General features: G+C 59.0%; 24 protein-coding genes. 7 read left to right on the top strand and 17 right to left on the bottom strand.

Annotated elements, in window-relative coordinates; genetic code table 11:
• Positions 1-123: 123 nt before the first annotated feature.
• Positions 124-1,158 carry an acyltransferase gene (locus BM063_RS08200; protein WP_092037783.1) on the bottom strand — a complete coding sequence of 345 codons (1,035 nt, stop codon included), beginning with the start codon at positions 1,156-1,158 and terminating at the stop codon, positions 124-126.
• A gap of 133 nt (positions 1,159-1,291) precedes the next feature.
• The gene (locus BM063_RS08195; RefSeq protein WP_092037820.1) at positions 1,292-1,624 is read right to left on the bottom strand and encodes an Mpo1-like protein; all 333 of its coding nucleotides are present in this window, start codon (positions 1,622-1,624) and stop codon (positions 1,292-1,294) included.
• Between the two features lie 372 nt (positions 1,625-1,996).
• Between BM063_RS08195 and BM063_RS18165 the strand changes: the two genes are divergently transcribed.
• Positions 1,997-2,128 (top strand): hypothetical protein, encoded by a 132-nt coding sequence (locus BM063_RS18165; protein ID WP_281246690.1) that lies wholly within the window; start codon positions 1,997-1,999, stop codon positions 2,126-2,128.
• Positions 2,129-2,322: 194 nt separating this feature from the next.
• On the opposite strand, the gene BM063_RS08190 is transcribed toward BM063_RS18165, so the two are convergent.
• The 7 genes from BM063_RS08190 to BM063_RS08150 form a co-directional block, all read right to left on the bottom strand.
• A complete protein-coding gene (locus BM063_RS08190) occupies positions 2,323-3,501 on the bottom strand; it encodes a thiolase family protein (RefSeq protein WP_092037781.1) in 1,179 nt (392 codons plus the stop codon).
• A gap of 76 nt (positions 3,502-3,577) precedes the next feature.
• The gene (locus BM063_RS08185; protein WP_092037779.1) at positions 3,578-4,354 is read right to left on the bottom strand and encodes an SDR family oxidoreductase; all 777 of its coding nucleotides are present in this window, start codon (positions 4,352-4,354) and stop codon (positions 3,578-3,580) included.
• 28 nt (positions 4,355-4,382) lie between these two features.
• Positions 4,383-5,330, bottom strand: a complete 948-nt coding sequence (locus BM063_RS08180; protein ID WP_092037818.1) for an MBL fold metallo-hydrolase — start codon at positions 5,328-5,330, stop codon at positions 4,383-4,385.
• Positions 5,331-5,421: 91 nt separating this feature from the next.
• Positions 5,422-5,847 carry a MaoC/PaaZ C-terminal domain-containing protein gene (locus BM063_RS08175; protein WP_092037777.1) on the bottom strand — a complete coding sequence of 142 codons (426 nt, stop codon included), beginning with the start codon at positions 5,845-5,847 and terminating at the stop codon, positions 5,422-5,424.
• Positions 5,844-6,293, bottom strand: a complete 450-nt coding sequence (locus tag BM063_RS08170) for a MaoC family dehydratase N-terminal domain-containing protein (RefSeq protein WP_092037772.1) — start codon at positions 6,291-6,293, stop codon at positions 5,844-5,846. Before BM063_RS08170 ends, BM063_RS08175 begins: the two co-directional genes overlap by 4 nt.
• 13 nt (positions 6,294-6,306) lie before the next feature.
• Positions 6,307-7,068: a 3-oxoacyl-ACP reductase FabG gene (fabG, locus tag BM063_RS08165; protein ID WP_092037770.1), complete on the bottom strand. Its 762-nt coding sequence runs from the start codon at positions 7,066-7,068 to the stop codon at positions 6,307-6,309.
• A 1,173-nt stretch (positions 7,069-8,241) separates the two neighbouring features.
• The gene (locus BM063_RS08150) at positions 8,242-9,219 is read right to left on the bottom strand and encodes an asparaginase (RefSeq protein ID WP_092037815.1); all 978 of its coding nucleotides are present in this window, start codon (positions 9,217-9,219) and stop codon (positions 8,242-8,244) included.
• 374 nt (positions 9,220-9,593) lie between these two features.
• Between BM063_RS08150 and BM063_RS08145 the strand changes: the two genes are divergently transcribed.
• Both BM063_RS08145 and BM063_RS08140 read left to right on the top strand, forming a co-directional pair.
• Complete coding sequence (locus BM063_RS08145) at positions 9,594-10,940, top strand: NHL repeat-containing protein (RefSeq protein ID WP_143085280.1); 1,347 nt, start codon at positions 9,594-9,596, stop codon at positions 10,938-10,940.
• A complete protein-coding gene (locus BM063_RS08140) occupies positions 10,898-12,526 on the top strand; it encodes an Ig-like domain-containing protein (protein WP_092037762.1) in 1,629 nt (542 codons plus the stop codon). The genes BM063_RS08145 and BM063_RS08140 overlap by 43 nt, the downstream gene beginning before the upstream one ends.
• Positions 12,527-12,609: 83 nt before the next feature.
• On the opposite strand, the gene BM063_RS08135 is transcribed toward BM063_RS08140, so the two are convergent.
• The 5 genes from BM063_RS08135 to BM063_RS08110 all read right to left on the bottom strand — a co-directional run bounded on the left by BM063_RS08135 (position 12,610) and on the right by BM063_RS08110 (position 21,558).
• Entirely contained in the window at positions 12,610-14,232 is a 1,623-nt protein-coding gene (locus BM063_RS08135) for a long-chain fatty acid--CoA ligase (RefSeq protein WP_218154427.1), read from the bottom strand.
• A 728-nt stretch (positions 14,233-14,960) separates the two neighbouring features.
• Positions 14,961-15,824, bottom strand: a complete 864-nt coding sequence (locus BM063_RS08130; RefSeq protein WP_092037758.1) for a MurR/RpiR family transcriptional regulator — start codon at positions 15,822-15,824, stop codon at positions 14,961-14,963.
• Between the two features lie 4 nt (positions 15,825-15,828).
• Complete coding sequence (locus BM063_RS08125) at positions 15,829-17,217, bottom strand: aspartate aminotransferase family protein (protein WP_092037813.1); 1,389 nt, start codon at positions 17,215-17,217, stop codon at positions 15,829-15,831.
• A gap of 307 nt (positions 17,218-17,524) precedes the next feature.
• Entirely contained in the window at positions 17,525-18,016 is a 492-nt protein-coding gene (locus tag BM063_RS08115) for a phosphatidylglycerophosphatase A family protein (protein ID WP_245752175.1), read from the bottom strand.
• A 23-nt stretch (positions 18,017-18,039) separates the two neighbouring features.
• Positions 18,040-21,558: a DNA polymerase III subunit alpha gene (locus tag BM063_RS08110; protein WP_092037751.1), complete on the bottom strand. Its 3,519-nt coding sequence runs from the start codon at positions 21,556-21,558 to the stop codon at positions 18,040-18,042.
• Positions 21,559-21,709: 151 nt separating this feature from the next.
• Between BM063_RS08110 and BM063_RS08105 the strand changes: the two genes are divergently transcribed.
• From BM063_RS08105 to BM063_RS08090, 4 genes are all read left to right on the top strand, one after another.
• Positions 21,710-22,036 carry a YtrH family sporulation protein gene (locus BM063_RS08105; RefSeq protein ID WP_092037749.1) on the top strand — a complete coding sequence of 109 codons (327 nt, stop codon included), beginning with the start codon at positions 21,710-21,712 and terminating at the stop codon, positions 22,034-22,036.
• A 1-nt stretch (position 22,037) separates the two neighbouring features.
• A complete protein-coding gene (locus BM063_RS08100) occupies positions 22,038-22,565 on the top strand; it encodes a sporulation membrane protein YtrI (RefSeq protein WP_143085279.1) in 528 nt (175 codons plus the stop codon).
• A gap of 102 nt (positions 22,566-22,667) precedes the next feature.
• Positions 22,668-22,865, top strand: a complete 198-nt coding sequence (locus BM063_RS08095; protein WP_092037745.1) for a YtzJ family protein — start codon at positions 22,668-22,670, stop codon at positions 22,863-22,865.
• A 261-nt stretch (positions 22,866-23,126) separates the two neighbouring features.
• Complete coding sequence (locus BM063_RS08090; RefSeq protein WP_177199050.1) at positions 23,127-23,417, top strand: YtpI family protein; 291 nt, start codon at positions 23,127-23,129, stop codon at positions 23,415-23,417.
• An 85-nt stretch (positions 23,418-23,502) separates the two neighbouring features.
• On the opposite strand, the gene BM063_RS08085 is transcribed toward BM063_RS08090, so the two are convergent.
• Genes BM063_RS08085 through BM063_RS08075 form a run of 3 tightly spaced genes read right to left on the bottom strand, consistent with a single transcriptional unit; the run spans position 23,503 to position 25,738 of the window.
• Complete coding sequence (locus BM063_RS08085; RefSeq protein WP_092037741.1) at positions 23,503-24,429, bottom strand: ABC transporter ATP-binding protein; 927 nt, start codon at positions 24,427-24,429, stop codon at positions 23,503-23,505.
• The gene (locus BM063_RS08080) at positions 24,426-25,280 is read right to left on the bottom strand and encodes an ABC transporter permease (protein ID WP_245752173.1); all 855 of its coding nucleotides are present in this window, start codon (positions 25,278-25,280) and stop codon (positions 24,426-24,428) included. Before BM063_RS08080 ends, BM063_RS08085 begins: the two co-directional genes overlap by 4 nt.
• Positions 25,277-25,738, bottom strand: a complete 462-nt coding sequence (locus tag BM063_RS08075; protein ID WP_177199049.1) for a nitrous oxide reductase accessory protein NosL — start codon at positions 25,736-25,738, stop codon at positions 25,277-25,279. Before BM063_RS08075 ends, BM063_RS08080 begins: the two co-directional genes overlap by 4 nt.
• Positions 25,739-25,758: the final 20 nt, after the last annotated feature.

Raw genomic sequence — 25,758 nt, 5'->3', positions numbered from 1 at the left:
TCATCCGGAAGATATCTTTTTAAAACCCGAAACACTACTAATTCGTAGAATATTTGCTCTACTCGGCGGCTTGTTGTATCTGCGGGGTGACAAAAAATCCCTCAAGGCCATTATCCTTCCCCTTCACCTCCCCGTCAACAGGTGGCTGTATGGAAGCCGGCGGAGCAGAACCGACGTCCCGAAGGAAAGTCCGATCACGCAGACAAGCATAAAGGCGAATTCCGCCCAGGAGGCCGGTGAAAAGAAACCGGGCGCAAACTTGCTGAGCAGATTGAGGACAAAGGGATGGATCAAATAGAGGCCGAAGGAATGGCGGCCGAGCCGTGCGATCCAGGAATTGGGCCGCCATTGGGCCAAATGAAACCACAAAAGCAGAGAGGCGACGGAATAGGCGATCACGGAAACCTGGAAAAAACCCGTCTGTTTTCGGAAAAAAGCATCCAACAGCACGAGCAGGCCCGTCGCGCAGAAAAAGATCAGCACAGCCGCCAAGGGAACCCTTTGAATCCATCTCCGGAGGGACCCAATGTGAACCCCCATCCATCCTCCCAGGCAAAAGTAAAAGAACCAGACGGGAAAAAACCGGATCGTGTTTTCCGAGTAGGGCAGCACCCACGGCAGTTGGGCCTTCATCTCCCGCCAGGTGGTGCTGATGGCCGCCAGGCTGATCAAAAAGGAGAAGGAAACGACCGTAAGTCCCCCAAACCGGCGAAAGGCCCGGATCAACAGCGGCAGAAGGAGATAAAACTGGACCATCACCACGATAAAATAGAGGTGGTAATACGCCTCTCCCGTAAACAGGGCCAAAAAGGCCTCGCCCACCGTGCCCGGACCGGTATCCGGGTGGGCCAGCCTCCCGTAAATCCAGTAAAAGAGGGACCACACCAAATACGGCACGAGGATGTACAACATCCGACGGCGATAAAAACGCCTGGCCGGAAAGGATTTTTCCCCAAAATACCGGTAAAAGAGCAACAAACCGGACAGCATGAAAAAAACGGGAACGCAGAACCGCCCCAGCTGATTCATCGCAAAAAACAGACCGCCTTCCGTCAGCGGTTGGGTGGTGCGCAGGCTGTACGCGGTCACGTGAATCAAAATCACCCCGAAGATGGCGACACCTTTGATGAAGTCCCCTTCTTCGATCTTTCCTCGCATCGATCTCCTCTCCCACAAACAAAAAAGGGCGTCAAGCCCCGAAAAAGATCCCTTTTATTGTTGGAAACGAAGTTCAAAATTTCATGGTTTCAAAAAGCGATTTGAAAAACCCGGAAGCGCTTCCCCGCGGCGGTCATTTCGCTTCCCTTTCCCGGAGGCGGCGCAATTCCTTCTCCAGCTTTCCCGTCAACATCAGCCAAAACATGTGAAAATCGGCCCGAAGCGACCATAGGGGATGGCCGAAGGTGGCCGGCTTGTTCCCTTCGATGAAAAAATGGCTGAACCAGGCCAAACCGTATCCCAAAACCGGAGCCGCCAGGAGAAACCAGCCGTTCATCGAGGCGACCGCCAACACCAGACAGAGAAGCACGCAAGCCGTGCCGGCGAAATGCCAGGCGCGCGTCGACGGTTTGCTGTGCTGCGACAGATAAAAGGGCCAAAATTCGCCATAGGTGCGGAAATTCATCAGCATCCCCCCGATCGAATTTCGATTTGCCTTCCGCCGTGAAAAGCGTTTTTCCGGAGATCGCCCGAAAGTCCCCCTTTTTCCGGCGCCGCTTCACCCCCCAATAAAAAAGATATGACCAATTTATAAAACATTCAACATTGTTTGTAACTTCACGCCGGATTTCGTACCCAATCGCAACATAATCACCCATTGTATTATGACATTTGGAAGAAGGATTTTTCCTGTGCCGTGGAGAAGTCGATTTATGACACTTCATTGGCACCCCTTCCATGTCCCCCGGGCGGAATCCGACCGATTCCGACTTTTTTATCGCACTTTTCCCATTCATCCATCCGATTTTAAGAAACTTTCCCAGAAAGGAGTGGAATTTTGACAGAAGGAAACCTTCTCGTCCTGATCGGCGTACCCTTGGCAATCATCGCATTGGCTGTCATTTCATATTTTCTCGTCGGAAAGGAAGATCCGGACGACGAATCCTTCGACGAGAAGGGCTTGTCTTAAAATTTAAAATGTATGCCTTGCCATCCTTCGGGCCTCTCCCCTGAAAAAAGAAGACGGGACCCCCTTCCCCGCCCGCGGCCTGACAAATGAACCACCGGGCGCGGAAAGGCGGTCCCGTTTTTTCCGCAAAAGGCCTCATCGCCCGCCATTCGCGACGCGACGGGAAGGGGGATCTCCCGGCGGAAAAAGCCTTCTCAGACCGCTTCAACCACCATGGCGATCCCCTGGCCGCCGCCGATGCAGAGGGAGGCCAAGCCGTACTTTTGGTTCCGCCGCTTCAGCTCGTACAGAAGGGTGAGCAAGATCCGGGCTCCGCTGGCGCCGACGGGATGGCCGAGGGCGATGGCGCCGCCGTTGACGTTGAGAATGTCGATGTCCAGATCGAGCTCCTTCTGAACCGCCAACACCTGTGCGGCAAAGGCTTCGTTGATCTCCACCAGGTCGATTCGGCCGAGGGAAAGGTCCGAACGCTTCAGCGCCAGCCGGGAAGCCGGAACCGGACCGATGCCCATGATCGCCGGATCGACACCGGCCACGCCCCATCCGACCACTCTTCCCATCGGCTTCAGTCCGTACCGATTGACCGCCCTGTCCGAGGCGATCACCAGACAGGCCGCCCCGTCGTTGATCCCGCTGGCATTTCCCGCCGTGACGGTGCCGTCCGGTTTAAAGGCCGGCTTCAAGTCCGCCAGCTTTTCCAGAGTGGTCTGGGGTCGGATGTGCTCATCGGCATCCACCCGGACCGGCCCCTTTTTCCCCTTTTTCATCACCGGCACGATCTCTTCCGCCAGCTTGCCGCTCTCCGCCGCCTCCGCCGCCCGCCTTTGGCTGGTCAAGGCGAACCGGTCCTGATCCTCCCGGGTGATGCCGTATTTTTCGGCCAGGTTTTCCGCGGTGATTCCCATACCGAGGCCGCAATAACGGTCGGTGAGGGTTTCAGTCAGCGTGTCCGCCAGGACCCCGTCCCCCATCCGCATCCCCCACCGGACGCCCCGCAGGGCGTAGGGTGCCTGACTCATATTTTCCGCGCCGCCGACGAGACCGATCTCCGACTCTCCCAGCAGGATCGACTGGGCGCCGGACACCACCGCCTGCAGTCCCGAACCGCACAGCCGGTTGACCGTCAGGGCGGGGGTTTCGATGGGAATCCCCGCCCTGAGCGCCACATGGCGGGCCAGATACGGCGCCCCATTGTGGGTCTGGATCACATTGCCCATCACCACGTTGTCCACCTGCTTCGGTTCCACTCCCGCCTTCTCCAGCGCGCCCTTGGCGGCGGCCACCCCCAGCTCCTCGGCGCTCACATCCACAAAACTGCCCCCGAAGGATCCGAAGGGGGTCCGGGCGCCGGCGATAATCCACACGTCAGCCATAAACGCACCTCCCGGTTCCCAAAGCTTCAACTCTTGTTTGGATGCACCATGAACGCGGGCCGTCGTCCTTTCCGGGTCACCAGGCCGTCATCCCGCCGTCCACCACCAGCACCTGCCCGGTGACGTAGGCGGCGGCGGGGGAGGCCAGAAAGAGAACCGCCCCCTTGAGATCATCGGGACCGCCGAACCGGCCCAGGGGGATGTGGGAGAGAATCTTCTCCCCGAACCGTTCCAGCACGGCGCGGGACATCTTCGTGGGAAACCATCCGGGGGCGATGGCATTCACGTTGATCCCGTGGCGGGCCCATTGGACGGCCAGATCCCGGGTCATGTTGATCACCGCCCCTTTGCTGGCGTTATAACCGACGGTCTGCATGTAATCGGGATGACCCCCGAGCAGACCGGCCACCGAAGCGATGTTGATGATCCGGCCGCCCTTGCCGCTGGCGATCATCTCCTTCCCCGCCGCCTGGGACATGAGGAAGGTGCCCTTCACATTGACATCCATCACCCGCTCAAACTTGTCCAGGGGCATCTCCTCCGGCGGCGCGCCCCAGGTGGCCCCGCTGTTGTTGATGACGATGTCCACTCCGCCGAAGTTTTCCTTGGCGGCGGCCACCACCCGCACCACATCCTCCGGGCGGGTGACGTCACAGGGGAGGGCCAGGGCCTCTCCCCCCTTTTGTTCGATCGATTCCTTCACCTCGCGGCAGGCTTCCACCTTGCGGGAGCAGATCACCACGCGGGCACCGGCGTCCGCCAAGGCCTCCGCCATGTGCCTGCCCAGGCCGCGCCCGCCCCCGGTGACGATGGCCGTCTTTCCATCCAGGCGGAACAGATCGAGCGCGCTCAACAATTGTTCCTCCTCTCCGAGCCGCGGCTTATCCCCGCTTTTTTTCCAGATAATCGACGATTCCCAGGGCGGAAACGAAGAGGTCCATTTTCAGCTGCCGGTACACGGGGTGATCTTCCGGAACCTTCCGTTCCCTCAGGTGTTCCCGCACTTGTTCCATCAGGCGCTCCTCGATCTCGGAAGGGCCTCCGCCTTCGGCAAATACCGACTCCCCGGTCCGGACAAACCGGTCCAGCCACCCGAGCACTTCCTCATAGACGGCCTCCGGCTGCTCTTCCATGCCGAAGTGGCCGAAGAAGATGCGTTCCGCTTTCATCTTCCGGAACCGCTCGATCGAGCGGCGCATGGCCTCCGGATCAAACTGGTTGGGCGACGTGACGGGCAGATGGAGAACAAAACCGCAATCCTCCAGCTCGTGGTAGCGGATGCCCGCCGTGTCGCCGGTGAACAGGCCTCCGCTTGCCGGATCGTAGATGCTGAAATGGTGCGCCGCATGGCCCGGCGAATCCAGGAAAGTGAGGGTACACTCCGGTCCGATCTTCAGCGTATCCCCATCGCCCTTCACGATCAGCCGGTCTTTCGGGACGGGCACCACCGGATCAAACAGCGCGTCAAACTGGTCCTGGTAGATGGCCCGCGCCCCCGCGACGAGCCGCGACGGATCCGCCAGATGGCGGGCTCCCCGGGGATGAACCACCACCTGGGCCCGGGGACAGCTCTCGAGCAAAAGCCCCGCCCCTCCGGCATGATCCAGATGGATATGGGTGACGATCACATACCGGACATCGGCGGGATCCAGGCCCAATTCCTCCAATCCCTTCAAAATGCGCGGAACGGAAGGACTCGGACCGGTATCCACCAGCGTCAGCGCCTCCTCGCGGAGGACGTACGTCCCCGTCCTTCCCGGAACCCCCAGGTCAAAACCGTCAATCATCGCCCTTCGATGCCCCAAATCCACTGGCGGCCGCGTTTCCATCTTCCCCACTCCTTCTTTCAAGTGATCCTTTTTCCGGCTCAACCTTTGGCGAACATCGACTCCGCAACGCGCCATCGGCGAGAGGTTTTCCTCAATCCCGGAAAACGAGAAACTCCACCTGGCCGGAAGCCACCGTCTCCCCCTTCTGATTCCGGGCGAACACGTCGAAGGAATAGAGATCCCCCTGGTCGGTCGATTCCGCGCCGAGCACCTTTCCCCCGACCGTCAGGACGTCGCCGACAAACACCATGCCGGTGAAACGGGTCTGAAATCCCTTGATGAATCCGTGCTCCAAATAGGGGGAAAACAGGCGGCCCATCACCGCCATCGTCAACATGCCGTGGGCGATGACCCCGGGCAGCCCCGCCCGGGCCGCCTCCTCGTCGATGGTGTGGATCGGGTTGTAATCCCCGGAGGCACCGGCATATTTGATCAGATCCAGACGCGTCACCGGCGGAAGGGTGATCGAAGGGAGCTCTTCGCCGGCGTTCCAGGAAATCGGCGCCTTGGTCGTCATCCTTTCCACTCCTTCATGACCGTTTCGGTGACGATGATCACGTCCCTCGTCGTGAAAAGGGTCTTTCCCCCGCTGTCTTCGCCCACCCGGGAAAACACCAGAAAGGTGAGCCGCCCCCGTCTTCCCCTTTTTTCGTACATGTCCTGAAACACCCGGTAACAGGTGATTTCCTCCCCGACAAAGAGCGGCCGAACGTAATCGTAGCGCTGTTCGCCGTGGATCAGGCCGCTGTCGGGAAGGCAGAGCCCTTCGATGGTTCCGTAGTCGAAGGTTTGCGGAAAGGTGGGGGGCGCGATCAATCGGCCGTACCGGCTTTTTTTGGCGGCTTCCTCATCCAGGTACAGGGGATTCGGATCGCCGATCGCCTCCGCGAACCTGCGGACGGCTCCCCTCTCCACCCAATTGACGACCGGCCGGGAGCGACGTCCCACCAGGGATTGCCACATGATGCCCCCTCCTTTAGGCTTTCGGACCGCCGGCCACGTAGAGCACCTGGCCGTTGACGTAGGATGCCTCTTCCGACGCGAAGAACAAGAGCGCCGCCGCAACATCCTCCGGTTGGCCGATCCGGCCGACCGGAATCTGCTTTTTGACCTCCTCGACAAACTGCTCAAAGCTGATCCCGATCCGCTCCGCCGTGGCCCGGGTCATCTCCGTCTCGATAAACCCCGGGGCGACGGCGTTCACCGTGATCCCGAATTTGCCCAGCTCGATCGCCAGGGTCTTGGTGAAGCCCTGCAGTCCCGCCTTGGCCGCCGAATAGTTGGCCTGTCCCCGGTTTCCGAGGGCCGAGGTGGAGGAGATGTTGATGATCCGGCCGTATTTTTGCTCCACCATCACCTTCTGGGCCGCCCGGCTGCAGTAAAAGGCGCCCTTCAGGTGGACATCCATCACCGTCTGCCAATCCTCATCGGTCATCTTGAACAGCAGATTGTCCCGGATCACCCCGGCATTGTTCACCAGGATGTCGAGCCGGCCGCAGCGCCGGACGATCTCCTCCACCGCCGATTCCACCTGGGCCCGGTCCGTCACGTCGACGCGAAGGCCGAACACCTCCAGTCCCTCGCCCCGCAGGGACTCCTCCGCGCGGCGGATTCCCTCTTCATCGATATCGGTCAGGCACACCTGCGCCCCTTCCCGGGCAAACCGGCGTGCCGCCGCAAAACCGATTCCCCTGCCCGCACCCGTGATCATCGCCACTCGACCCTTCAGACGTCCCATCGCGCTCCCTCCTCAAAGAAAATGAATGTTCCCGCCGGGGGAGAAGCGGCGACCCCATCCCCGACCGGCCGGGGAGGCCCTCCCTCTGCGGTCCCCATTCCAGATCCGGACGCTTCCCGCCGCCGCATCCTCACAGCCTCCCCGCCCGATGCGCCGAATCCGGCGGCCCCCGCGTTCGCCGAAGGAAGCCGAGCGCCGGCTTTCATCGGCAGTCAACTCCCGGGGGATAAAAAGTCGTGGAAAAGCGCATCGCCCTCCAAAGCTGCGGCTGCGCCGCCTCCCTGCGGACATAAACCCGGAAGGCGGCGCCACCGCCGGCGGAATGCCTTTTCGTTTCGCGTCCCCCGGCAGGGAAAGGGATCGCTCAAACCAGAGCGAAAGCCCCCACCCTGCCGTCCGGCACCGCGGCGGCCTCTGTCAAATCCTCCGGATGAGGCAGCGGGTGTACAGCTTGACATCGCATCATCCTCGTCGCAGGGTTTCCGCCCAAGCGACGGGTCAAAAGCCCGGTGCCCGGCCTGTCGACCGCTGCGGAACGGTCTAAGCGTGCGGACCGCCGCTTACGCAGCGGTCCGGAATGACGGCGCGGGATTCACCGGCCCCCGTCGCCCGATATTCCCCAAACTCGCGGGTCCCGCCTCCGGGGAAAGGCGTCACCCAGAACCCGCTCCCCCGGTGAAAGGGGGTCATCGCAAGGGGGGGACCGGCGGAAACCCCCGGTGCAACCGGGGCATTCGGACTCTCTCCCGCACTCTGCGCGGGCCTTCGGCGAAGGCCCAGGAGCGGACGGCGCAGGTCCAAATCGGAAGCGCCGGTGGAAACCGCCCACCGGGGACTCGCCGGACCGAGACGCATCGAATTCTCCGAAAGGCCCCGCCGGGATCGTCCGGTAGATTGCCGCCTTTCCGCCCCTGATCCACCCCACCGCGAAAAGCGCCTTTCCTCCAACGAAAAAACAAGCAAAAAGAATGGCAACGGTCTGACGAAAACATAACGAAAAAAAACGGAAACAAGGGGAAAGATGCCCCTTCTTCCGGCAATGGAGAGATTGGTTTCTTCTTTACCTTTTTCGACAAATGCGTCATTTTTCCTCCGCCGCCACGGGATAAGTCGCTTTCGATTTGCCGGGGGAAGGCAAAAGCCGGACGGAAGCGGCGGAGGGGGCTGACGGGATCAACGGGAGAACAGCTCCCGCAGCTCCTCCGGGGTTTTCGGACGGGGATCGGCGGCCAGGGCCACCATCAGTTGGATCCGCGCTTTATGAGCCGGAAGACCCCGGGCGAAAATCGCCCCTCTCCTGTCCAGATCCCGTCCCCCTCCCTCAAAATCGTAAACCGGCTCCACCGCTCCCTTCGGTGAGCGGCTGGTAATCACGACGGGAATCCCCTCTTCCAGGGCGCGAACGATCCCCGGCATCATGGCCGGCGGAAGATGACCCATTCCCAACCCCTCCACCACCAGACCCCGGACGGACCGATCCAGGGCGCAGAAAATCAAGGAATCGTCGGTGTCAAACCCCGCCTTGATGATCGGGATGCGGTTCGTCAGGGCTTCGGGGCGGACCGGAATGCACTCTCTCTTCACCGCCTCCACCAGAAAGCGGATTCCGGTCCGTTCCACCCATCCGTAGGGGCCGAATTGGGGAGAAGCAAACGCCTCCACGTGGCTGGTGTGCATCTTCTGAACAAAGCGGGCGCCGTGAATCTCTCCGTTCATCACCACGAGCACCCCTTTGTCGGCCGATTCCGGATCGGCTGCCACCTGCACCGAATGCAACAAGTTGAGAAAGCCGTCGCTTCCGGGTTCGTTGGAGGATCGCATCGCCCCCGTCAGAATCACCGGTCGGGCCAGCGGCAGGGTCAGGTCGAGAAAAAAGGCCGTCTCCTCCAGGGTGTCCGTTCCGTGGGTGACGACAATCCCGTCATAGTCCTTCGCCTTGTCCAAAATCAGCCGGCGCAGGCGGATGACATGGTCGAGGGTGAGATGAACGCTGGGAAGGTTGGAAAAGGTGAAAAAATCGACATGGGCAACCGAAGCCAAGGCCGACTGCTGCCGAATCAGCACATTCTCGTCCAGCACCCGGACCGTCCCGGACGAGTCCCTTCCCATGGCGATCGTTCCTCCGGTGGTGATGATCAAAACCCGTTTCATAACGCGCCTCCAAAACATCATTTTCAAGCGATCCGATTCCGGACCGCCCCGCTTAGTATACCGCTCCTTCTCCATCCCAGTCCATCCTGCCGCGCGGCGGTCGCACCCCGCTTTTATAGGCGGAGGCGCCGCACATCGCCGCCTTTTGCGGAGTCGGCGGGGATGATTGATGGACAGAGAGCCGCCCCCAAGGCTGCCTACGGTCACTTTATCCAGGATGGATTTCCGTCCGCTCCGCGATTTGTTCGGAAGCGATCCAAAATTTTCGACCAAAATGATTCCAAAAATCCTTCACCTATTGACCCGTAATTATCCAAATACTATGAATTAAAATATATTTCCGATTTTATCACCGAAAACTGGAGGAAACATCGATGAGACGAATGGGGATGAATCTCTTTTTTGCCGTCATGCTGGCGGCTTGGGGGCTGTTGCCGGGGATCGGCCACACAAAGGAAGCCGAAGAATCATCTTCCTCGCGGGACCAGCCGATCCAATCGATTAGCATCGTGCCGTCCATCCTCCATTTGGAACCGGGAGAGACGAGTCGCGTGCGGGTGATCGCACGGACAACGGACGGCACCGGCGTACCGGTCCCGGATGCGGTCTTGACCGCAAAGGGGAAGGCCGTCACCGTCAACGGGACGACGGTAAAGGCCGTAAAGCAGGGAAACGGCAAAATCATCGCCGCATACCGCGGGATGAAGGCGGAGGCGAAAGTTCAGGTCCGAAAACCTTCGAAGGGAAATCCGCACTCCACGTACCGGTTCGAGTACGCACTTCCGGAATCGGTGGGCACGGGGAAATACATCACGGCACCGATCACCTTGTCAACGGACAAGGAAGGTGCCAAAGGCTATAAAAACGTGCATATCGCCTTCGAAAAAGCCACGGGTCCGGGCGACGTGTTGTTCCGCGCGAAAGACAAAACGGGCCGGGTGAGGTCCTTTCTGAACACCGGTGAATGGATGAAGCCGGGATTTGATCTTCCCGCAAAGCATCGTGAAACAACCGATTGGACCCTGAAATTTTCCAAAGTCGGACACTACACGATCATCTATAAAGTGAAGACGGAAAAGGGAAAAACGATCGCTGAAACGCCTTTGGACGTGACGGTCACTCCGCATTTCACCGACTTGGGCGTACAGATCGCCAATCTGACGATCATGACCGGCGCATTCGGCAAGGACCCGTCCGAACGTCCAGTCGGATACACGGTCGTTGTCGGAGATCCCGGGAAGTTGGTGATTGTCGATCTTCAATCGGAGAAAGTGATCCGAACGGTCGATCTTCCGGGTGCGACCGGCTCTTGGACGATCACCGCCGTCGGTGACGAAGCCGTTTATGTCGGAACCTATCCAAACGGGCATGTGTACAAATACATTCCCGGCTCGGACCGGGTGGAAGACCTCGGCCAGCCGGTGCCGGGAACGACCGTCGTCTACGGCCTGGTACCGGGCAAGAACGGAAAAATATACGGGGGCACTTATCCCGGCGGCAACCTGTTTGAATACGACCCGGCCAAAGGGTTCAGCGACCTGGGACAAATGGTGGAAGGCGAAAATTACGTTCGCGATGTCGCGTACGATCCCGACAAGGATGTGCTGTATGCGGGAGTCGGAGCCCATGCCCATCTGATCAAAAATATGATCTGGCAACCGGGGCGAAACGGGAGATTTTGCCGGACAAGTACGCCGAAAACAGCTTCGTTTACGACTTGAACCTGATCGGCGGCAAGCTTTTCATAAAAATCGATCCCGGTCATCAAATGATCGTCATGGATCCCGACACCGGAACCATCGAAGCCGAATTTGTCGCGTATTCGCACTCCCCGAGCGCAATCGCTTCTCCCGATGAAAAAGTCGCGTATTATACGTACGGCAGCCATTTGTACGAATACCATCTGGAGACAAAAACCACCAATCCCGTCATGATCGGCGACAATCCCGCCACACTCGGGCAGACCGCCATCGGTTGGGATTTCGTTCAGTTGGACGATCCCGACTATCCGGGACCGACATTGTTCGGGTTCATCGGCAATTACGAAGGCAAAGCCTTCAAGTACAACCTGCAGACGCGGGCCTTGAAGGTCATGACACTTCCGCTGCCGCCGCAGCCGACCGACATCTACAACGTGGCCTCCGGACCCGACGGCAACATTTACAGCAACGGCTACATTTCCGGAGGCGTGGGGGTATATTCCCCGGACACCGGAAAACTCGTGCGGTATACGGGAGGCGTCGGCCAATCGGAGTCGATCTTCACGCTTGGGGATAAGATGTATTTCGGTGTTTACGGGGATGCAAAAATTTACGAGTACGATCCGGCAAAACCCTGGAAAGCAAACCAGAACCCGAGATTGCTTTTCTCCATGCAAAGCGAAAGCCAAAACCGACCGCGTGCGATGACCGGATCGGAAGAGCACCACAAGCTGTTCATTGGAACCGCCCCGTATTACGGACAGTTGGGGGGAGCCTTTGCGGTCTACGACACGGTAACCGGGGAAAAACAGGTTTACCGCAATATCGTCCCCAATCAAAGCGTCATCTCCCTGGCTTATAAGGACGGGAAGGTGTACGCCGGAACCAGCATCTACGGGGGCGACGCCTCGGTGCCCGTCGAAAAAGAAGCAAAGTTGTTCGTGTGGGATGTGGCAACGGGCAAAAAAATCCGCGAAACCGTGCCCGTCCCGGGCGAGACGGCGATCGGAGCCCTCCTCGTCGGCCCGGATGGAAACATCTGGGGGTTTGCGCAAGGCACGCTATTCATCTACGACCCGGAAACCGGAGAGGTCATATACCGCGAGGAAAAGTTCCCGAACTTGCATTACTTGACAGGCGGGGTGGATCTTGAGATCGGCTTGGACGGCCACATCTACGGCACCGCAGGAGGAAAGTTTTTCAAAATCGATCCGGCGGACAAAGAAGTGACCATTCTCCGGGACAGCAACTCTCATTTTCTCGCTCAGGACCGGATGGGCAACCTCTACTTCAAAAACGGTCCGTCCGCCCCGTACGGAAACACCCTCTGGCGGTACACCCTCGAGGACAAGACGATTTCCGTCACGGGGGTGACCCTTGACCGCGCCGAATTAAACCTGTCACCGGGGGACACCGCCGAATTGAAGGCCGAGGTTGAACCCGCCTTCGCCACAAACCGGACGGTCTTCTGGCAATCCGACAATCTCGGCGTGGCGACGGTGGATGAAAACGGGAAGGTCAAAGCGATGGCCCCCGGCACCGCGAAAATCACGGCCACGACGGAAGACGGCGACATGACGGCCACCTGCACCGTGTCGGTCAAATGAAGCAAAGTAAAAGGGCCCGCCCGAAATGACGGGTGAGCCCATTCTTTTGGGGCGTGTTTTCTTGCATCGCCGGCCGGCCGGAATCAATCCGGGCGAAGTCCTTCCCTTTCCTTGACCCAGTCCTTAAACTGCTCCCGCAATTTGGCTTTCAGGAATTTCCCGGCGGAAGTCCGGGGAATTTCCTTCACGAAGACCACCCCGTCGGGAAGCCACCACTTGGCGAAGCGGGGGGCCAAGTGCTGGATCAATTCCTCCTCCGTGGCCCGGGCCCCTTCCTTGAGCACCACCACCGCCAGGGGACGCTCCTGCCATTTGGGATGGGGAACGGCGATCACCGCCGCCTCCGCCACGGCGGGATGTCCCATCAGGGCGTTCTCCAGATCGACGGAGCTGATCCATTCGCCGCCCGATTTGATCAGATCCTTCGTCCGGTCGGTGATTTTCACAAAACCCTCCGGATCGATCGTCGCCACGTCGCCGGTCCGGAACCAGCCGTCCTCCGTGAAGGAATCGCGGGAATCGGGACGGTTGTAGTAGTCCGCGGCGATCCAGGGACCCCTCACCTGCAGCTCGCCCATGGTTTTTCCATCGTGGGGGGCGACGCCCTGCTCATTGACGATCCGCACCTCGACAAAGGGCGCCGGCAGGCCCTGCTTGGCTCGGTAGGCGTACTGCTCGTCCACCGAAAGGGACTCCATGTGGGGTTTTAATAGACTCACCGTGCCCAGAGGTGCCGTTTCGGTCATCCCCCAAGCGTGAACCACCCGAAGATTGTGGCGATCAAAGGCGCGGATCAACGACTCCGGCGCAGCGGCTCCTCCCACCACCATGCGCAGCTTCGGATTCAGATCCCACTGGCCGGGATTTTTCTCCAATACCTGCAGAATACCGAGCCAGATGGTCGGCACTCCCGCCGTAAAGGTGACCTGTTCCCCTTTAAACAGTTCCAACAAACTGACCGGATCCAGATGGGGGCCGGGAAAAACCTGCTTCGCCCCCACCATGGTGCAAGTGAAAGGCAATCCCCACGCGTTGACATGGAACATGGGCACCACCGGCAGGACGACATCGTGCCGGGAGATTCCCAAAGTATCCGCCATCGCCGAGGCGAAGGAATGGAGCACCAACGACCGGTGGCTGTAGACCACCCCCTTGGGCCTTCCCGTCGTCCCCGAAGTGTAGCACATCCCGGCCGCTTCCTCTTCGTCGAGATCGGGGTAGACAAAATCCTCGGCGGGTTCCGCGATGAAGGACTCGTATTCCTCCATCCCCTCCGGCACCGGTTGACCGGTGAGGGAAACGACGATGATCCTTTCCACCTTGAGCCGGTCCCGGAATTTCTGCAACAGGGGCAAGAGCACGTCATCGACAATCAGGAAGCGGTCCCCGGCGTGGTTGGCGATGTAAGCGATTTCATCCGGGTGCAGGCGAAGGTTCAGGGTATGGAGCACGCCTCCGGCGGCCGGAATGCCGAAATAAGCCTCCAAATGGACATAATGATTCCACATCAGGGTTCCGACCCGGTCGCCCCGCTTGAGTCCGGCCTTTTGCAGGGCCTTGGCCAGGGAACGCGCCCTGCGGTAAAAATCGGCGTAGGTGTATCGATGCATCGACTTGTCCGGCATGCGCGAAACAATCTCCACCGATCCGTACAGGCTTCCCGCCCGTTCCAAAAGGTGCATCAGCGTCAAGGGATAGTGCATCATCGTTCCCTTCATCCCGTATCACGCTCCCGTCATTAATCGGACCTACTTGCATTGTAATGGATTATTGACTCAAGATTCAATATAATCCGATGATCCTTTCCATTTTAAAGGGGAGCGCACCTGCCGCTTTCTGGACGCGTGCATAAACGGATCGGGCCCCAGCCATAATGAAGGTAGCGGGTGCACAACGGTCGAATCAAGATCCATGGGCCTCCGAAAAGGATGCCATGGACCGCATGCATTCGAAGGAAAGCTTCCGCAAGATTGAAAAAGGCTTGCGGGGACGCGCGGAGATCGCACGGAGATGGGCAGATTCCCCCGGCGCATTGCGCCCCGGAAAGGGAGGTCTTAAACCTCGCCGCTGAAGGGGCGATCGGAAACCAGGTTCCATGCCCGGTGCAAAAAGTCTCCCAGAGTTCTGTGCGGTCGGACGGATCCTTATCATGGATCGTGTACCGCCCGCTTGCGGTCGAAAGATCTCGGGTGGGTCGCCGATCCATGAGGGTGCAGAAGCAGACCGTTGCGCGCCCGTTTTATTTTTTAAGAGACGCGCACAACCGGTGCAAAACTGAAGGGCGCCAGGAGGATGAATGCGGCGCGGCGCCCCGCCGGAGGCCCGGCGCAGGAAATGCGTTCCGGCGGCTGAAGGCGAAGGTCCCGTGCGGAAGGATTCAATTCTGCCGTGGACGAAACCCTTTGGTTTGAAGAGGCGCCGAGCGCCTTTCCGTCTATTGGGGAAAATAAATTCCCTCCTTGCTCCAAACCTCTTCCATGACCTTGAGGCGGCGGGAAACCGCGGCCTTGTTTTTTCGACCCACCGCCGTGATCAGGGCATTGATCAGACTGAGGGGAGCCACGTACGAGTCCACAAAGGAGGGAAGCCGGCTGGTCGCGACCAGGTAGACCTCCGCCTCGCGGGCCAGGGGAGAACCATGGGAGTCGGTGATGGCCAGGGTCTTCACCCCTCGGTTCCTTGCAAACTGAATGGCTTGGATGGTGCGGGCCGTATAGCGCGGAAAGCCGATCCCGATCAAAAGATCGTCGGAGCGAAGGGGGGAAAGCTGTTCAAACATCGTATCCGACTGTTGGATCAGTTTGGCGTTTTCCAGAATCAAATTGAGGTAGAAGGTGAGGAAATAACCCAAGGCGTGGGAACTGCGGAAGGCGACAACGGAGATCATCCGCGCACGGCTGATCATGCCGACGGCTTCGGCGAAGGCGGAGGCGTCCAACATGTGCATCGTCTGCTGGAGGTTGCCCAGATCGTCGTGCAGCACCTCGTAGACGACCCGCTGTTCCTCCGGATAAGCGTCTTCAGCCAGATCAAGCCGTTCCACCGTGGTCAGCCGTTCGCGGATTTCCTCCCGGAGGTGCTTCTGCATCTCGGAAAAACCGGAAAATCCGAGGTAAGTGGCGAACCGGATCACCGTCGCCTCACTCACCCCGGCCAGTTGGGCCATCTGGGCAGCCGTCAAAAACGGGGCGCGATCGGGATGAGCCTCCATATAGGCCGCCACCTTTTGATGGGACCGGCTCATCCCGTCGCTTTTTTCACGAATCCTCCGAAACACGCTCACCTTCTTCTTTTTCACGACATCACCTGCCTTTGACCGTTTGTTTCACCCCCCTCTCGAAACGGTCCAGCGTTTCTTCAATCACGTCCGGCGTATGGGCCGTGGAAAGGCTGAACCGGTTGAGAGGTTTCACGTAGATACCCTGATCCAACAGGGCATAGTCGATCCTCCGGCGGAGGGAGAGCTCGGAGCGCAGAATGTCCTGAATCTGGTTTATCGGTCCTTCGTCGAGCACCAGGTTGAAAATGCTCCCCACTCCCACCGTTTGTCCCGGAACCCCGTTTCTTTTCAAAATCTCTTCCATTCCCGCGCGAAGAGCCTCCGCCGCCTTTTCCACTTCGGCATACACGCCGGGTCTCCGGAGGGCTTCAATGGTGGCCATGCCGGCAGCGAGCACGGTGGGATGGCCGTTGTAGGTCCCGCTGTGAAACAGGGTGTCCGAAGCCCTGCTCTCCTTTCCCTGGGAACCGATGGAAAGAATGTCCGAGGAACGGGCGGAAGGGGCGCAGATGTCCATGATCTCCCTCCGGCCGCCCACGGCGCCCACGGGAAAGCCCCCGCCCAGCACTTTGCCGAGAGCCGTCAGATCGGGAATCACCCCGTAACGGCCCTGGGCTCCCGACAGCCCAACGCGGAAGCCCGTCTTCACCTCGTCAAAGATGAGGAGCGCCCCGCAGGCACGCGTCATCTCCCGCAGCCCCTTAAGGAATTCCATCTTCGGCGGGATAAATCCTCCCTGCACCGGCTCGATGATCACCGCGGCCAGCTCATGACCGTGGCGCCGAAGGATCTCCTCGGTTCCGTCCAAGTCATTGAAGGGAAGCACCACCGTGTTTTTCAGGTAATAGTCGGGAATCCCCCTGGAATCGGGATGAACGGAAGGAAGCCGATTTTCGCTTCTGCGTTTCGGGTGGACACTGATCAACACCTGATCGTATCCCCCGTGATAGTGCCCTTCAAATTTGGCCAGTTTCGGCCGCCCGGTCCAAGCCATCGCCAACCGGATGGCCAACAGGGTCGCCTCCAGGCCCGAATTGGTGAAACGGACCGTGTCGATCCCCGGATACAGTTCAACGAGCGTCCGGGCCATGTCCACTTCCAACCGATGGGGGGTCCCCAGAACGGTCGTACCCATCCGGTTCAACTGCTCCAGCACCGCCCTCTTCACCCGCGGGTCGCCGTGTCCCAGTATCAGCGCCCCGTAGCAGAGGTTGTAGTCGATATACTCGTTTCCGTCCACATCCTTCATGCGGGCGCCGCTTGCCGAGTCCATCGCGATCGGATAGGGATCGAAATATTTGATGTTGGCGGTCACTCCGCCGGGAAGATAGCGGGCCGCTTCCTCGTGAAGCGCCGCGGAACCCGCCGTCTTGCCGACGAGCGGATGAACCGGATGTACCGATGTCGCCATGAAATCCATCTCCTTTGAAGTGTTTCATTCACATTTTTCATTGATATGAATGATTTACTTCATTGTACGGCACCCCCGCAGAAATGGCGACGGCGGGTTCCTTCCTTTTTGCGGGGTTTTGGTCCTTCCGGCACCCTCTGGCCAAAAAAAAGAACCCTCTCAAAGGGTTTTTCGGATTTTCTCGCAAAAGCTGCGCCAATCGATGAAGGAAATATTTCTTCCGAATCAACGGATAAAGTATTTCCTTCATCCCTCCCCTGCCATCCTTCACCACAGCGAAGGGAAGCGCCGTTTCCCGGACACCCTTTCACCGGTCCCCCTCAAACCGCTCCGCCTCGGGCAAGCGGTGGGCGATACGGGCCGAAGCCGCGGCGGCGACGCCCGCCACCAGATCGTCCAGAAAAACGTGCACCCCCGCCTTTCCCCGATTCAGCCGGCCGAGGATCAGGGGCTTTCGCTTGTCCAGGTAACCGAAATTGGTCAGGCCGATGCTCCCGTACACATTGGTGATTCCGAGGGCGAGAATCTCGTCCATGCCGTAAAGGGGTTCATCGGTGGCCAGGATCGTCTGCAGGGGTTCGGGCAACTTTTTCTCCTCCGCCAGCATGTCCAGGGTAACGCCGGTGATGACGGCGTATTGCACTTCCCGCTTCCGCAAAACGTGTTCCACGCTCTCCCTGCATTCTTCCAGGGTCAGGTCGTCGTGGTACGGTCTTTGCAGTTTCAAGACGATCTCGGCGATGGAATCAAGGGATACTCCTCTTTTTTCCAACAGACGGATGACGTAATGGTAAAACACGGGATCCTCCCTGAAATTCCGCATCAATCGGTGCAATCCCCACCTTCCGCCCGAGGGGGCTCCTTCAGGCGGAAGGTGCGTTTTCCTAGGATTTCCTCAATGCGTGCGCGGCATTCTTCCGACGGGCGGATTCCGTACTTGGAAACGGGCAGGGCCAGCACTCTTTTCGTCCGCTCATAGAAGAGGTACACGGGAACGTCCCCCCGGTGCCGGAGGAGCACCTGTTTCAGGGACTGAAGCACCTGACCGTCCTCGTGCCGGGGAGAAATCCGGATAAAGGCCGCGGCGGGCGACTCCTCCCCGCCAGGCACCCCCTTTCGGGCGGGCGAAGCCTGAGAAGTCCGGGCCGAGGCCTCCGGCACGGCGGGCGGATCTTTCGCAAGCCGTTCCAGATCCTCCAGGGTGTCGGCCAAGATCTTCACCCCCTCCTCATGGAGGTTGATCCGCCCGGAGATGCGAACCGGCCGGTCCGTCTGAAGCAAGGGCCGGTATTTTTGATAAGTCCGGGGAAAGAGGATCACCTCCACCTGCCGGGACCAGTCCTCCGCCGTGACAAAGGCCATCGGCTCCCCTTTCCGGGTGGTGATCGGCTTCACATGGGTGATCATCCCCGCGATGGAGACCCGTTCCCCGTCCCGGCACTCCTCCAGCTCGGCGAGGGTGTGGGTCGTGAGGCGGGGCAGCGCCTTCCGATAGCCATCCAGGGGATGGCCGGAAAGATACAGCCCGAGCAGTTCCCGTTCCATTTCGAGGATCTCCTTTCGGCTGAAGGGAACGGTGTTGCTGTAATCAAAACGGGGAGAGGAAAGGGTGAGCGTCTCATCCTCGAAGAGATCCAACTGATCCTCGGAACGGAGCTGTTGGAAAGCGCTCCCCCGCTCGATCGCCTCGTCCAACATGGCCAATTGCAGCGCCCGGTGTCCCTCCAGGGACTCCGTGGCCCCGCACTGGATCAGGGATTCCAGGACCCGCCGGTTCACGTGTCTCAAATCCACCCGCGCGCAGAGGTCGAACAAATCGCGGAAGGGGCGGCGCTTCCTCTCCCGCAGGATGGCCTCGATCGCGTGGGTTCCCACGTTTTTGACCGCCTCCAGTCCGAAGCGGATCGCTTTTCCCTCCACGCGGAAAGAGCGGCCGCTCCGGTTCACGTCGGGGGGCAGCACCTCGATGCCCATGCGGCGGCACTCCTCGACGTATTCGGCCATTTTCCCCTGGCTTCCCATCACCGTCGTGAGGAGGGCCGCCATGAAGGCCAGCGGATGATTGGCTTTCAAATAGGCGGTCTGATAAGCCAGCACCGCATAGGCGGCGGAGTGGCTGCGGTTAAACCCGTAATCGGCGAACCGGACGATCAGATCGTACACCCGGCGCCCCGTCTCCTCATCATAACCGTTGGCCCGGCAGCCGGCCAAAAACGCATCCCGCTGTTCGTTCAGCAGTTCCCGCTTCTTCTTGGCCACGGCCCGGCGCAGCAGATCGGCCTGGCCGAGGGTGAAGCCGGCCATCCGGGAGGCGATCTGCATGATCTGCTCCTGGTAGACGATGATGCCGTAGGTGTCCTTCAGGATCGGCTCCAGATCGGGATGGGGATAGATGACGGGCTCCTTGCCGTGCTTCGCCCGGATGAAACGGGGAATCTGGTCCATGGGGCCGGGACGGTACAGGGCCAGGACGGCGATGAGATCCTCGAAGCAGGACGGTTTGAGTTCCCTGAGCACCCGGCGCATTCCCGCCGATTCCAGCTGAAACACGCCGATGGTTTCCCCCCTGCCCAGCATCCGGTAGGTTTCCTCATCCTCCATGTCCATCCGGTCGAAGCGGATTTCCTTGCCCTCCGTCTCCCGGATGATGCCTTTGGCCCGCTCGATCACCGTCAGGTTGCGAAGCCCGAGGAAATCCGCCTTCAAAAGGCCGATCGACTCCAACACGTCCATCGGGTATTGGGTGAGACGGCCCCCGTCGCTTCCCCGCATCAGGGGAACGTATTCCGTAAGGGGCTTCTCCGAAATCACCAGCCCGGCGGCGTGGGTGGAGGCATGCCGGGGCAGTCCCTCCACCTTTTTCACCACTTCCATCAGCCGGGCCATCCGCGGGTTGCTTTCGCACAGCTGTTTCAACCGGGGCTCCGCCTGAAACGCCTTCTCGAGGGTCATTCCCGGAGAAGCGGGGATCAACTTGGCCACCCGATCCACCTCGGGATAGGGGAGCCCCATCACCCGGCCCACGTCGCGCACCGCCGCCCGGGGGGCCATCGTCCCGAAGGTGATGATCTGGGCCACCCGGTCCGGTCCATATTTCCGGGAAACGTATTCGATCACCTCATCCCGCCGCTCATAATTGAAATCGATGTCGATGTCCGGCATGCTGATCCGCTCCGGATTGAGAAACCGCTCGAAGAGAAGCCCGTACCGGAGCGGATCGATGTCGGTGATGCGCAACACGTAGGCGACCAGGCTGCCCGCGGCGGAACCCCGGCCGGGGCCCGTGGCGATGCCCCGTTCGTGGGCGAAGCGGACAAAATCCCACACGACGAGAAAGTAGTCGGAAAAACCCATCCGTTCGATGACATCCAGTTCGTATCTCAGCCGCTCCCTCACTTCGGGGGGGATGGAACCGTAGCGTTCGACGGCCCCCCGCCGGCACAGCTCGCGCAGATAGGAAGAAGCCGTGTATCCCTCGGGGACGGGAAACCGGGGCAACAGCCGCTTTCCTAAGGGGATTTCCACCCGGCACCGCTCCGCGATCCGGACCGTGTTGCGGATCGCTTCCGGGACGTCGGCAAACAGGCGGGTCATCTCCTCCGGCGCCTTCAGATAAAATTCCCGGGTGGGAAAGCGCATCCGGTCCTCTTCGTCGAGCCGCCGGCCGGTGCCGATGCACAGCAGGCAATCCTGAACGTCATGATCCTCCCGGTTGACATAGTGGACATCGTTGGTGGCCACCAGGGGAATCCCCGTCTCCTCCGCCAGGGCGATCAGGTGCCGGTTCACCTTCATCTCCTCCGGAACCCCATGATGTTGGAGTTCGAGGAAGAAATTTCCATCCCCGAACAAATCCCGGTACTCCTCCGCGATCCGGCGCGCATCCTGAAACCGCCCCTCCAGAATGGCCCGGGGAATTTCTCCCGACAGGCAGGCGCTGGTGGCGATCAGCCCCCTTCGAAAGCGTCGGAGCAAGGCCTTGTCCACGCGGGGTTTGTAGTGATAGCCCCGGAGATGGGCCTCCGACACCAGCTTCATCAGATTTTTGTATCCCTCGGTGGTTTCCGCCAACAGCAGGAGGTGGTAAATCCGGTTTTCCCGGGGGGAGGGTTTCTCCTCCATGTTCCCCGGTGTGACATACACTTCGCAGCCGATGATCGGGCGGATTCCCCGCTCCAGGCATTCCCGGTAGAAGGGAACCACGCCGTGCATCGCCCCGTGGTCGGTGATGGCCAGGGCCTCCATGCCCTGCTCTTCGGCCTTCCGGACCAGCTCTTTGATCCGCGCCGCCCCGTCCAGCAAGCTGTATTCGGTATGGACATGAAGGTGCACAAAATTCATCGGTCCCCACCTGTCCTTTGGCCTCTCTCCCTTCATTATAGCGGATGGGACCGCCGGAATGCGAACAGCCGATCGGGTTTCCCTTGTCCACATAATCGGCCGGGCCCCGTCATAGGGTGTAATAGGAACTTCGACGAAAGGCGGAGGCAGCATGGGAGGATTTTGGTCCACAACCGTTCTCGATTTTTTCATCGCCCTGGGCGTCGTCCTCGGGGGAAGCCTGCTCGGGGGGATCGGCTATCTGTTCGGGGACGAACCGCCGATGAGCAAAATGGTCCACCTGGCCGACCAACTGAAGATCTGGGCCATGGTCGCCGCCATCGGAGGAACCTTCGACGCCATCCGCGCCTTTGAAATCAATCTCCTCGGAGGCCAATTGGAAGAGGTCGCCCAACAGCTGGCCTTCATCTTCAGCGCCTTCATCGGGGCCCACACGGGTTATCTGCTGATCCGCTGGCTGATCCAAGGGGATTGGTAGAATGAGGACCGACCGCCTCATCCGCTCAAGAGGGTTGATCCGCATGGCCGTCTCCTTTTTTTTCGGCCTGATCGCCGGCATGGTGGCCATGCTCCTTTGGACGGGCCAGAAGCTGGACGGCCTGTATCTGGAGCGATCCGCCCTCTACTATGCAAACAACCAAAAAAACAAGGAAATTCTCCGCCTGCAGCAGGAGTTGGACAAGGATGCCCGGCGTCAGGAAAGTTCTGAACAGATCCATAAAATTCAAGTGGAAGTGATCAGTTCCCTCCGATACGGGCAGGAAGAGATCAAGTCACAGGTGGAAACCCTGGTGGATCCCTTCATCGGGAAATCGGTCACCTGGATCAGCAACAATCCCGACCTTTTGGAAACCATCCTGCGAAACCGGACCATCTTTCTTTCCGACGACAACAACCGCAAGACCGAAATCCGCCTTCGCCTGAAATACATCGCCTTCATCGGATCGACACTGAAAATATGGGTGGAAGCCCTTGAAACGGCGGAAACGGAGAAAACCGCCGATTAATCGGGGAAATGTCATGGACTCGACAAACTCCCAAGATTCGCAATCGACCTTTTTCTGGTATTATAGGTTATGGAGGGGGGTTTTTAGAAAGGGGGAGTCACTATGATCATCAACCGCAAATGCCTGGCCAGAAAGAAACTGGAAAACCTGAAACAGGGTTATTCCGCCTACGCCGAGACAGAAGAAGTGGCCCGGCTGATCGAGAAGGAACTGACCCAGTTGAACATCCCCGTATACATCGACCGGACCCCGATCGGTTGGTGGTTCATCCCCGAAAAAAAACAAACCACTCTTCATTGATTCGGCCGTCTCCCGTTTGAACGGTTTCACGCCTCACCCGCGCGGTGCAGGCGTGTCGCATACATAACGACGGCTCCCAAAGCGGGAACCTGTGATGGATCGGGGGACCCGCGGAATCCGAGAGAGGGGCGTGCCGCGGAGCCTAGCGATGCGGGCAGGCGTCGCGGCACACCCCTCTCCTTCTGAGGCCGTTCGCCGCGCATTTCTCGATGTCGCGGCGACTCTGTGTGAATGATGCCTGAGCACGATAGGAGGATGCGCATGATTTCCCTCATTCTGTTCGTCACGGTCATCCTCGCCGCGTTTTTCTTTTTCACCAACAGTTACGCTTCCCGCAAAACCGAAGGAATCAAGCGGAAGCTGCATCAGGCGAAAACCAACGTCAGCATGGGCGTCCTGTTTGTCGCCATCGGCGCGTTCCAATTGCTCCTGCCCGTCCAACACTGGTTTCGCGCCCTGCTGATCGCCTTTATTTTCGCCGTCGGGCTGATCAACCTGTTCTACGGCATCCGCAACTGGCGAAAATTCCGTACGGCGGCGGAGGAAAAATAAAACGGATCAAAAAACCCGGCTTCCCGCCGGGTTTTTTTGTGTCCGCGGGCAACCCGCAAAGCCTGGGGGCACTCATCGCTTCTCATCACAACTTGTCCATCTCCGGGGAAGGCGTTCCCCCGGAAATGGCACGATAGATCTCCTCCAGGGTCGTCTCGTGGATGTGAAGGTCCGCCAATTTTCTTCCGCCCTTTTCCAAAGAACGAAGAATCCTCACCTTGTCGTCCCTCCGGCAGATCAATTGGATCCAATCCCCCCTCCGGAAAGTGGCAACTCCCAGCTCCCGGGCCAACCCGTCCGGATCCTGGGGAATCTCAAACCGAACTTGAATCCGGATTTCTGTGGGATGCTTCGATTTGAGGTCATCCACGGTTCCCAAATAGTAGAGTTTTCCTTCATTCAGGATCGCGATCCGGTCCGCCAAGGACTCCACCTCATAAAGATCGTGGGAAGCGAAAAAAACGCTGGTGCCTTCCCGTTTTTTCCGACGGATAATTTCCTTGAACCGGGATGCCCAATAGGGATCCAACCCGGATGTGGGTTCATCCAATATCAAAAGCGGTGCCTTATCCAACAGCGCGACCGCCAATCCCAGCCGTTGTCTCATCCCCTTGGAAAAACCGCCGATTTTTTTGTCCTTAACCTCCAAAAGTCCCACGACATCCAGCACTTCGTCACATCTGTTCCGGGAAATCCTTTGCAATCTGGAGAAAAAGTGCAACGTCTCACCCGCCGTCAAGTTGGGATAAAGGGACATCGTCTCCGGCAAAAAGGAAAAATATCTTTTGACTTCCTTTTTGAAGGGCAAAACCCGTTCTCCGTTCATCCGAATTTGTCCGGCATCGGGTTGAATCAGGCCGGTCATCATCCGAATCAGGGTGCTTTTTCCCGCTCCATTGGGTCCCAACAGCGCAAAAATTTCTCCGCGATCGATATGGAAGGAAAGATCATCCACCGCTTTTTTTCCGTTATACGCTTTGGAAACATGGTCCACCACCACCCAGGAAGTCACACCCCTCCCCTCCTTTGAAAGACAGAAATGGCAAGGAACAGGGGGACAATCATCCAGACCGCAATCCCCGACAGCAGAAAAATTTCGCTGGAAACGCCGCTCAACAGCCGTGTCAACGACACCAAGCTGGGACCAAAAACCGTATCTCCCCCCAGATGTACGATGCCCAAAACGCGGACGGAGTCGACGGGATTCACCAACAGGCAAACCAGGAGAAAATAATCGACCATTTTCCCGGCGAAAAGTGTCGCTCCCCCCATGACGGCAAAGTCATAGAGCATCACCGCAACAAACCAGACGACGATGCCGCCGACCACGGAGGTCGCCCGCTTTTTCGCCGCAGCGGAGATCAGGATGGCCACGCTGAGAAAAGAGAGTGTCAACAGGATGGAAAGAAGTACAAAAATGAAATACGCTTTTGCCTCGGAGGGGGACAAGAGGAAGGCGGTGAGGATGCCGATCAGGCCAAATCCGATCATGATGGCCAAAACCATGGATGCCGCAAGACCCAGATACTTGCCCAGGACCAGCTCGGCGGCCGTGATCGGTTTGGACATCAGCAGCATCAGCGTTCCCTGCTCACGTTCCCCGGTGATGGATGTTCCGCCCAAAATCAGGGTGAACAGGGGAATGACAAACAGGATCAAATTCAAAAGGCTGGCCGTGGTGCGATTAAAACTCTCAAAGCCGATCCCTCCGCTTTCCGTCAATCCAAAATGGATAATGGATGCGGACAACAGGAAAAAGAACGCCACAAACACGTGAAACCAACGGTTGCGAACGGCATCCAACATTTCTTTCTCGGCGAGGACACCCACCGTTTCCAGCTTGATCTTCCACGCCGGTTTCAATGTTTCGCCTCCTCATCCCGGGCGTGACGGAGTACTTCCTCCCAGGTTGTCTCTTTCGCCCCTTTTTCCTTCCGGATGAACTCTTGCAGACGATCCTCATCCCGGAAAGCGATAATGCCCGAACCCATCGGGGTGTGAAGATCGGAATCCGCAAAGAAGACTTGGTCGGCCCGAATCCACTCTTTGCTGTGAAAATCCCGGACATATGCTGTTCCTTCCGCGTCATTTTTGCGAAGGTAATCGGCCAAACATCCAATATCGTCGAATTTGAGCACTTCCCCGTCCTTTTGCACCCATTCCGCAGCAAAGGGCCCGTCCGACACGCTCATGTTGCACGAAGCGCACACATCCACCGCTTCATCGATCGGTCGGGGACCCGAATCACCGCTGCATCCCCCGATCACCGACAGCATCAGGATCAAAACCAACCCCGCCTTGGAAGAATGGGCGATCCCCATCATTTCACCTCCCGTTCGTC

This window comes from Planifilum fulgidum (assembly GCF_900113175.1).
In the GTDB taxonomy this organism is placed as follows: domain Bacteria; phylum Bacillota; class Bacilli; order Thermoactinomycetales; family DSM-44946; genus Planifilum; species Planifilum fulgidum.
The sequence above is the reverse complement of the archived record's forward strand: the minus strand, read 5'-3'. Positions and strand labels throughout refer to the sequence as shown.

Excerpts from the sequence above, each read along its gene's own strand:
- BM063_RS08200 (WP_092037783.1), bottom strand. The coding sequence starts at position 1,158 with ATGCGAGGAAAGATCGAAGAAGGGGACTTCATCAAAGGTGTCGCCATC.
- BM063_RS08195 (WP_092037820.1), bottom strand. The coding sequence starts at position 1,624 with ATGAATTTCCGCACCTATGGCGAATTTTGGCCCTTTTATCTGTCGCAG.
- BM063_RS08190 (WP_092037781.1), bottom strand. The coding sequence starts at position 3,501 with ATGGCTGACGTGTGGATTATCGCCGGCGCCCGGACCCCCTTCGGATCC.
- BM063_RS08180 (WP_092037818.1), bottom strand. The coding sequence starts at position 5,330 with ATGGAAACGCGGCCGCCAGTGGATTTGGGGCATCGAAGGGCGATGATT.
- BM063_RS08175 (WP_092037777.1), bottom strand. The coding sequence starts at position 5,847 with ATGACGACCAAGGCGCCGATTTCCTGGAACGCCGGCGAAGAGCTCCCT.
- BM063_RS08170 (WP_092037772.1), bottom strand. The coding sequence starts at position 6,293 with ATGTGGCAATCCCTGGTGGGACGTCGCTCCCGGCCGGTCGTCAATTGG.
- fabG (WP_092037770.1), bottom strand. The coding sequence starts at position 7,068 with ATGGGACGTCTGAAGGGTCGAGTGGCGATGATCACGGGTGCGGGCAGG.
- BM063_RS08150 (WP_092037815.1), bottom strand. The coding sequence starts at position 9,219 with ATGAAACGGGTTTTGATCATCACCACCGGAGGAACGATCGCCATGGGA.
- BM063_RS08145 (WP_143085280.1), top strand. The coding sequence starts at position 9,594 with ATGAGACGAATGGGGATGAATCTCTTTTTTGCCGTCATGCTGGCGGCT.
- BM063_RS08135 (WP_218154427.1), bottom strand. The coding sequence starts at position 14,232 with ATGATGCACTATCCCTTGACGCTGATGCACCTTTTGGAACGGGCGGGA.
- BM063_RS08125 (WP_092037813.1), bottom strand. The coding sequence starts at position 17,217 with ATGGCGACATCGGTACATCCGGTTCATCCGCTCGTCGGCAAGACGGCG.
- BM063_RS08110 (WP_092037751.1), bottom strand. The coding sequence starts at position 21,558 with ATGAATTTTGTGCACCTTCATGTCCATACCGAATACAGCTTGCTGGAC.
- BM063_RS08105 (WP_092037749.1), top strand. The coding sequence starts at position 21,710 with ATGGGAGGATTTTGGTCCACAACCGTTCTCGATTTTTTCATCGCCCTG.
- BM063_RS08100 (WP_143085279.1), top strand. The coding sequence starts at position 22,038 with ATGAGGACCGACCGCCTCATCCGCTCAAGAGGGTTGATCCGCATGGCC.
- BM063_RS08095 (WP_092037745.1), top strand. The coding sequence starts at position 22,668 with ATGATCATCAACCGCAAATGCCTGGCCAGAAAGAAACTGGAAAACCTG.
- BM063_RS08090 (WP_177199050.1), top strand. The coding sequence starts at position 23,127 with ATGATTTCCCTCATTCTGTTCGTCACGGTCATCCTCGCCGCGTTTTTC.
- BM063_RS08075 (WP_177199049.1), bottom strand. The coding sequence starts at position 25,738 with ATGGGGATCGCCCATTCTTCCAAGGCGGGGTTGGTTTTGATCCTGATG.